Below are 8590 nucleotides of genomic sequence, written 5' to 3' on the forward strand. Positions count from 1 at the left end.
CCAATAATATACCAGGAACTGTTTACCTCTCTAATTATGATGCAAAAAGTACAAAAATTTATATAAATGATGAAATAGAGAATCTTACAGGTTATGACAAATCTGATTTCTTAAGCAATAAAGTTTTATTTATTGATTTGATTCATCCAGATGATAAAATTAAAACTATTGAAGCCCAAAAAAAAGCGATAGACTCAAAAAAACCAATTCACCTTACCTACAGAATTATTCATAAAAAAAACAATATTGTATGGGTTGAAGAGTTTGGCGATACTATTTATAAAAACGGAGAAATAGCATTTATTGAAGGTATATTTATTGATATCACCGAAAGAAAACAAGCCGAAACAATTGTTAAAGAAAAAGAACTTGCCGAAGCAGCAAATAAAGCAAAATCCGATTTTTTGGCCAATATGAGCCACGAAATAAGAACTCCCTTAAACGGTATTATAGGTTTTACTGATTTATTAATGAGTACAAATCTTGGTGAAACTCAGGGAAAATACATGACCACAATAAGTCAATCAGCACATTCATTACTAAATATTATCAATGATATTCTTGATTTTTCTAAAATTGAAGCTGGAAAACTCGAGTTGTATTTTGAAATTTGCAATTTAAAAGATATGCTTTTGCAAGTTGTTGATTTGATACACTATGAAGCAAACCAAAAAAAACTGCACCTAGATTTAATTGTAGACAAAGACATTCCTTTACATTATTTGATAGACAGTGTTCGATTGAAGCAGGTACTGATTAACCTACTTGCCAATGCAGTGAAATTTACTGATACTGGATCAATAAAATTAATTGTTTCTGCAGTAAAACCTATAAGTAACGGATACGCAACAATTCGTTTTGCAGTAGTTGATACAGGTATTGGGATATTAGAAGAAAATAAAAAGAAGATCTTTAAGGCTTTTTCACAAGAAGATGGATCCACTACTAGAAAATTTGGAGGTACAGGACTAGGATTAACTATATCCAATCAATTATTAGGTCTTATGAACAGTCAATTAAAGCTAGAAAGTGCCATCAATGTGGGAAGTACTTTTTATTTTGACCTAAAGTTAAAAGTTACTGATACCGTAATTAAAGAGAAAGTTGTAGAAAAAAACAAACTTAATATTCATAACAATATCAAATTAGCAAACGATTTAAATACCAAGTTAATACACATTTTGATAGCAGAAGATAATAAAGTAAATATGCTACTCTTAAAAACCATTTTAAAAAATGAACCCTATCCAAATCAAATACATGAAGCAAGCAACGGTTTAGAGGCTGTTAAAAAATTTGAAAACACTCCAATTGATATTATTTTTATGGATATTCAAATGCCTGTCATGAATGGGTACGAAGCCGCTCAATGCATTAGAAACTTGCAAAATGGAAAAACAATTCCTATAATAGCCATTACTGCTGGCGCTGAAAAAGAAGAAAAAGAAAAATGTATTGCTTCTGGAATGAATGATTACATATCAAAACCAATTATAAAAGGAATAATAGGCGACACTATTTCAAAGTGGATCATACAAAATAAAAAGTAATGTTGCTAATGTTAAAATAATATGTAATTTTAAATTTTAAATCAATTAATTAAAAAAATAATTTATGAAATGGAGTGGCAGACGTTCAAGTGAAAATTTTGAAGACAGAAGAGGAATGTCTTCTGGTGGAAAAACTATAGTAGGCGGGGGAATAATAGGTATTGTTATCCTTTTACTAAATACTTTTGGTGGAGAAAATGCTCAAATGATAACACCTATTCTTGAGCAAATGAATCAAGGACAAAGTGCACCCACAGAACAGAGAGCCTTAACCGCTGAAGAAATTGAAGAAGGAAAATTTGTTGAAGCCGTATTAGTTGATTCAGAGGATGTGTGGGATAAAATTTTTAAGGAAAATAATATGCAGTACAAAAGACCTAAATTAATTTTATTCTCACAAGGTGTAGATACAGAATGTGGTAGCGCAACCTCGGCCTCTGGTCCATTTTATTGTCCTGCAGATCAAAAAGTGTACATGGATTTAACATTCTTTAATGAGTTGAAAACTAAATTTGGGGCCCAAGGTGGTGATTTTGCAACAGCCTATGTAATTGCACACGAGATAGGACATCATGTTCAAACCTTACTAGGAACTTCGTCCAAAATGAGACAAATGCAACAAGGAAAAAGTCAGGCTGAAGCCAATAAACTATCTGTAGCTCTAGAATTACAAGCTGATTTTTATGCTGGCGTTTGGACACACTACAATCAAAAAATGAAAAATATCCTTGAAGAAGGTGATCTTGAAGAAGCATTAAGCGCCGCTCACGCTGTAGGTGATGATGCTATACAGGCAAAAATGCAAGGCCATATTGTTCCGGAATCCTTTACTCATGGTACCTCGGCTCAAAGAAAAGCTTGGTTTATGAAAGGTTACAAAACTGGCGATATCAAACAAGGGAATACTTTTGCTGAAATCAATTAACACATTGTGGCATGTAGCATTGCAACTGCATGCCACATTTTTTTATTCAATTTGATCCAAAAAAATAATTTTCAGGTTTGATTAAAAAATGTTCTTTATTGTAAAAATGATCTTTTGTAATTCATGAATAATCAATTATTGTTTTCATTTTCATGATTTTAGAGTGTTTTTACAAGCAATAATGTGATTAAAAAGCTTGTGCAAAACCCTTTCCACACTGTAAAACAACACTTTACACAAGTATCTTAAACAAAGAAAACCTATCAATCAAGAGATATCCAAAATAATGACATACCTTTGCGCCAAATTAAAGGAGCAAAATATATAAATGTGTTTGCTTCGTAAATACAATTTATGTCATTCAATTCATTAGGTTTATCTGATTCTTTACTCAAAGCAATCAGCAAAAAAGGGTACACTACCCCATCTCCAATTCAACAAAAAGCAATACCTCCCATACTTAAAGGCCAAGATGTTTTAGCATCTGCTCAAACTGGAACAGGAAAAACAGCAGGTTTTACGCTCCCAATATTGCAATTGTTATCTCAAAGTCAGCCAGTTCGCAATCGTCCAATTCGATCTTTAATCCTTACACCTACAAGAGAATTAGCAGCTCAGATATTAGCAAATATCAAAGAATACAGCGAATTTTTAGATTTAAAAAGTACGGTTATTTTTGGTGGAGTAAATCAAAATCCTCAAGTAACACAATTACGTCAAGGCATTGATATTCTGGTAGCAACGCCAGGAAGACTTATAGACTTACACAATCAAGGTTTGATTTCACTTGCAAAAGTGGAAATTTTAGTACTTGATGAAGCCGATAGAATGCTGGATATGGGATTTTTACGTGATATTGAAAGAGTACTGAAAGTTTTACCTCAAAAAAGACAAAACTTACTTTTCTCTGCAACTTTTTCAAAAGATATTAAGAAACTAGCAATGGGAATTCTTCAAAATCCTATTCAGGTTGAAGCAACTCCTGAGAACACTACTGTTGACGCCATAACCCAACTAATTTATCCTGTTGCCAAAGAGAAAAAAACCGAATTAATCATAAAACTGATTACCGAAGGGAACTGGAAACAAATTTTAGTGTTTACAAGAACCAAACAAGGCGCTAATAAACTAACTGAGTTTATGAACGATGCTGGTATTAAAGCTGCAGCAATTCACGGTAATAAAGGTCAAGGCGCTAGAACAAAAGCTTTGGAAGGTTTTAAAAATGGAAGTCTAACAGCTCTAGTAGCAACAGATATTGCAGCTCGTGGATTAGATATTCCATTATTACCACATGTTGTAAATTTTGAATTACCTAATATACCAGAAGATTACGTTCATAGAATAGGTAGAACAGGTCGTGCTGGTGCAAATGGTAAAGCAATTTCATTGTTTAGTCCTGATGAGACTGTTTTTTTAAGAGATATCGAAAAATTAGTTGGCTTAACAATCCCGAAAGAAAACATAAAAGGTTTTGAACCAGATCCAAACGCATCAAAAGAGCCTATAAAACAAGGGCAAGGTAGAACACAACGCTTTTCTGCACCCAAACAACCTAAAGTAGATGCAGCCAAAAAAACAAATAATTTTGGAAATAGACGTACTACTAGCTCAACCAACGAAAGGCGTGTAAATAGGTAATTACTATATGAAAACCTATAATTACTAAAAACAATAAAGACCGTAAATCAAAACATGATTTACGGTCTTTTTATTTGATTACGCTGATAATCTTTAAGAATGAAAAAATAATGATTTTTGATAAAGATTTTTTATACAAAAAAATCCGCTATTCAAAATAGCGGATTTTACATTTTGATCGTTATTTACGAGACAAATAGTCTACTACATTAGCTTCAATTCTTGCATCAATGTTAGTGATATCTGCTTTTATAAACTTTTCACCTAATATATTTTCGTATAATTCGATATACCTTTCAGATACAGATTCTATATACTCATCTGTCATTTCAGGTATTTGTTGTCCTTCAAGTCCTTGAAAACCATTTTCTATCAACCACCTTCTTACAAACTCTTTTGACAATTGTTTTTGCTCAGCACCATTATATTGACGGTCTTGATATCCATCTGCATAAAAATAACGAGATGAATCTGGTGTATGAATTTCATCAATCAAAACAATTTTGCCTTCTTTAGTTTTACCAAACTCATATTTGGTATCCACCAAAATAAGACCTCTACCCGCTGCAATCTCTGTGCCTCTTTGATATAAATCTCTGGTATACTTTTCTAAGACAAGGTAGTCCTCAAGAGATACAATACCTTTACTTAAAATTTCTTCTCTTGAAATATCGGCATCGTGCTCTCCGTTATCTGCTTTAGTTGTAGGTGTAATTATTGGTTCAGGAAATTTATCATTTTCTTTTAAATCATTAGGCATTGAAACGCCACAAATTTCTCTTTTACCAAGAGCATATTCGCGTGCCGCATGTCCAGACAAATAACCTCTAATAACCATTTCTACCTTAAATGGCTCACATAATTTCCCAACAGCTACATTTGGATCTGGTGTATCGAGCAACCAATTTGGCACAATATCCGATGTCAGTTCCATAAATCGAGTAGCAATTTGATTTAAAATTTGACCTTTGTACGGAATTCCTTTTGGTAAAACCACATCAAATGCAGAAAGTCTATCAGTAGCAACCATAACCAATAATTCATCATTTATGGTGTATACTTCTCTTACTTTACCGCGGTAAACTGCTTTTTGGTTGGGGAAATTGAAATTTGTAGTTGTAATTGTGTGGCTCATTTTTTTAGTTGTGTGTGTTTATATTGTAGCTGCAAATTTAAAACTATTTCATAAAGTATAGCAATGAATACCTCATTCAATTGTTTGATATTACAGGAAAACTATTTTTTGAGTAAGGTTTGATTGAATAAATCTAATATCCTGCTGTACTCATCAACCCATGAATACGTTTCTTTGAATCCGTGTGCTTCAACGGGAAAACTAGCTAAACTCCATTTTTTCTTACCCAATTCAATAAAACGCTGAGACAAACGAACAATATCCTTATACTCTACGTTATCATCAACCATTCCGTGCAACATCAATAAATCTCCATGAAGATTATCCGCAAAATAAATTGGAGAACTTTTTTTGTACGCATCTGGATCTGTTTCAGGAAAATTTAAAATATTACCTGTGTAGCCATGATTGTAGTGTGCCCAATCCGTAACCGATCTTAGTGCTGCACCTGATGCAAACTCTTTTGGCGCTGTTAACATTCCCATTAAGGTAATAAAACCACCATAAGAACCTCCATAAATACCCACTTTTGAAGCATCTATACCATGATTTTCAACCAAGTACTTTTTTCCATCCAAGTGATCTGATAAATCTTTACCTCCCATAAAACGGTATATTCCGGTTCTAAAATCGCGTCCGTATCCATCACTACCTCTGTAATCAATGTCAAGAACCGTATATCCTTGATCTACTAACATGTTGTGAAACATATACTCTCTATGGTAGCTACTCCAATAATTGTGCGCATTCTGTAAATAACCTGCTCCATGTACAAATAAAATAGCCGCTTTATTAGCATTTGCTTGTTGAGGCTTGTACAATCTAGCATGTACGGTTGTACCATCTTGAGCTTTAAACGTAATAACTTCGGGTTCACGCCAAGAATAGGCTTTAAAACTTTCTGTTAACGATGCTGTAATTTGTTTCAAAGAGGTATTGGTTTTATTACTTGCCACGTACAATTCCCAAGGTTTGTTTTTATAGGAATAGCGAACTAATAACGAACTTTCATCAGGAGATATACTAACTTCATGAGCACCATCATTAGTTAAAATAGGTTGCATTTTTTTTGTCGAAATATCGAGCTTGTAAAAACTTCTGTTTCCTGGATGTGTAGTTGTAGTTGTTAGGTAAAATGCTTTTTTATCTTTAGACAAAGCTACTGATCGTACTTCCCAATTGCCTTGTGTCAATTGCGTTTTAAGTTTTGATTTTAAATTGTATGTGTACAAATGAGAATAACCGGTCTCTTCAGATTGGAAATAAACAGTCTCATTATCAGCTAAAAAACCAAGAGTTCCTCTCCCGAAAGAACTTGACGGAATTCCAGGTCCACCAATCCATGCTTCATCATGCTGATAATCAATCTCTTCAAAAGTATTTTTTTCAAGATTCAAACGTACTATCCAACGGTCTTTGTTATCTTGACTTCTTATCTCTGAAACGGCATAGCTACCATCATCATTATATATTGGTTCTTGAACAATAATTAATTTGTTCTTTTTCTCCACATTTTTATTTTTCTCATACAATTCAAAATATTTTGGTACATCTTGAATATGGCTCAAAGTAGAAAAATTGATAAAATAAACTGAGTCTTTAGCAACATTATAAACACCAAACTTTGAAGGAATCAAATTATTTACAGAAACTTTTTCTTTAGTGTCAACAATATCATTGTAGCCACTTGCAGTAATAAAAGCCTCCATTTTTTCTCTTTTTCCCTCTACTTCATCTAGTAATCTAAAAGTGGCATAATTGCCTTTCGGATCCATTTTTAACCCTCCAAAAGTATTTTTTCCATAAAAATAAGGTTTTGGGAAATCTGACATAGAAAGTTTAGCTTTTTCAGCATTCCATTTTTTTAATGCTTCTTGATCTCTTACAAATTGAAACAGTTCTTCTTGCTGGGTCTTTAAAAAAGTTTCTTTTTGAGAAGCAACCTCATCCGCTTTTCCTTTTCGGAAATTTGTAAGCTGAATCAAAGAACCTTCGTTGATGTTGTATTGAAAAATATTGTCATTTTGTCTAAAAAACAACAAACCCGCTGTTGCACTTACTTGCAAATTTGAAATGGGACTGCTATGCTGAAACAACTTTTTAGAAACTTTATTTTTCAAAGAATACGAATACAAACGGCCTTTGTCAAGATAAAAATAAACATCTGGATTTGATGATTTTCTTAAATCTAATCTTGAAAAAAGAGCTTCACTGGCAGGTGCAAGTTCTGGTTTTGTCATTCCTTTTTTCCAGAAATACGTACTATTTCCTAGTTCATTATTGGGGTTCCAGTCAAAATATACTTTTTGTCCATCTATTGACCATCTCTCATTTTCTGGTTGCGAACCAATGAAAGCATTTCCTTTCATGATTTCCTCTAGCTTTAAATTTTGGCTGTAAAGGGAAACCGAAAAAAATATATAAATAATAAGTATTACATTTTTATTCATTTTAATTTCATTTAAGTTTAGTAGTTATTGTTGCAGTTCTAGTTTAGAGTTAATTATTTTGTTGGTGATGTAGTTTGCAACTCCATCAGTCTCATTGGTCGTTGTTATTTCAAGCTGCGGTAACAACTCTTTCAAACTTTGAGGAGCATTATCCATAAGTACGCCTATTCCTGCCTCGCGGAGCATGTTTTCATCATTATAACCGTCCCCAAATACAAGTGTTTCTTGAAAACTAAAATTCTCAAGTTCAAGAATATTAGCAATAGCTACACTTTTATCTACTGATTTATCCATGAATTCTAAACAAAAAGGCAAACTAAAGGCATGATTAAATAATCCTTCATGTTTTTCTAAAATCCGATCTCTAACCGCTAGTAGTTTTGAATGATTTTCGTGGGTAAACAATAATTTAATCCCAGCATAGTCTTCTAATTCATTAAAATTTACCAGCTCAGGACGATACCTTATTTCAGGTTGAAAATCATTTAACTTCTTATTGTATTTATTGGTAAACCAAATATCCTCTTTGAATAAAACCGTTGTAATATCTGGATCGATGTCAATGCTTAGTACTGATTGAATGTGATCACTTTTTATATCAAACGAATAAAGTAACTTTTTATCAGGGGCATGAATACGAGCACCATTTGACGAGACCAAATAAACGGGAAATCCTAGTGAATCAAGTATTGGCATAGCATCAAGATGATGACGACCTGTTGCAACAATGATTACATAATTATGTAGGTGAAGTTTTTGAAAAACAGAAATGGTTTTATCTGAAATTGTATGATTTGAGTTGAGTAATGTGCCATCTAAATCACTAACTATAACTTTAATATTCTTGTTTACAATCATTTTTTTTCTAAAAAATTCATACCCTCAAAAC

6 protein-coding genes are annotated in these 8590 nt (G+C 32.8%); 3 read left to right on the top strand and 3 right to left on the bottom strand.

What is annotated here, in order from left to right; translation table 11 throughout:
• The 3 genes from FPG59_RS11225 to FPG59_RS11235 form a co-directional block, all read left to right on the top strand.
• Nucleotides 1–1550, top strand: a 1550-nt coding sequence (locus FPG59_RS11225) for a PAS domain-containing hybrid sensor histidine kinase/response regulator (protein ID WP_140344642.1), incomplete at its 5' end; no start/stop codon positions are given.
• Between the two features lie 64 nt (nt 1551–1614).
• The gene (locus tag FPG59_RS11230) at nt 1615–2475 is read left to right on the top strand and encodes a neutral zinc metallopeptidase (protein ID WP_086454693.1); all 861 of its coding nucleotides are present in this window, start codon (nt 1615–1617) and stop codon (nt 2473–2475) included.
• 354 nt (nt 2476–2829) lie between these two features.
• On the top strand, nt 2830–4116 hold the full coding sequence (locus FPG59_RS11235; protein WP_086454694.1) for a DEAD/DEAH box helicase: 1287 nt from the start codon (nt 2830–2832) through the stop codon (nt 4114–4116).
• A 181-nt stretch (nt 4117–4297) separates the two neighbouring features.
• On the opposite strand, the gene FPG59_RS11240 is transcribed toward FPG59_RS11235, so the two are convergent.
• The 3 genes from FPG59_RS11240 to FPG59_RS11250 form a co-directional block, all read right to left on the bottom strand.
• The gene (locus tag FPG59_RS11240; RefSeq protein ID WP_086454695.1) at nt 4298–5251 is read right to left on the bottom strand and encodes a phosphoribosylaminoimidazolesuccinocarboxamide synthase; all 954 of its coding nucleotides are present in this window, start codon (nt 5249–5251) and stop codon (nt 4298–4300) included.
• Nucleotides 5252–5352: 101 nt separating this feature from the next.
• Nucleotides 5353–7701 (bottom strand): prolyl oligopeptidase family serine peptidase, encoded by a 2349-nt coding sequence (locus FPG59_RS11245; RefSeq protein ID WP_086454696.1) that lies wholly within the window; start codon nt 7699–7701, stop codon nt 5353–5355.
• Between the two features lie 24 nt (nt 7702–7725).
• Entirely contained in the window at nt 7726–8559 is an 834-nt protein-coding gene (locus tag FPG59_RS11250; RefSeq protein WP_086454697.1) for a Cof-type HAD-IIB family hydrolase, read from the bottom strand.
• Nucleotides 8560–8590: the final 31 nt, after the last annotated feature.

It is taken from the genome of Flavobacterium sp. FPG59, from assembly GCF_002150205.1.
Lineage (GTDB): Bacteria > Bacteroidota > Bacteroidia > Flavobacteriales > Flavobacteriaceae > Flavobacterium.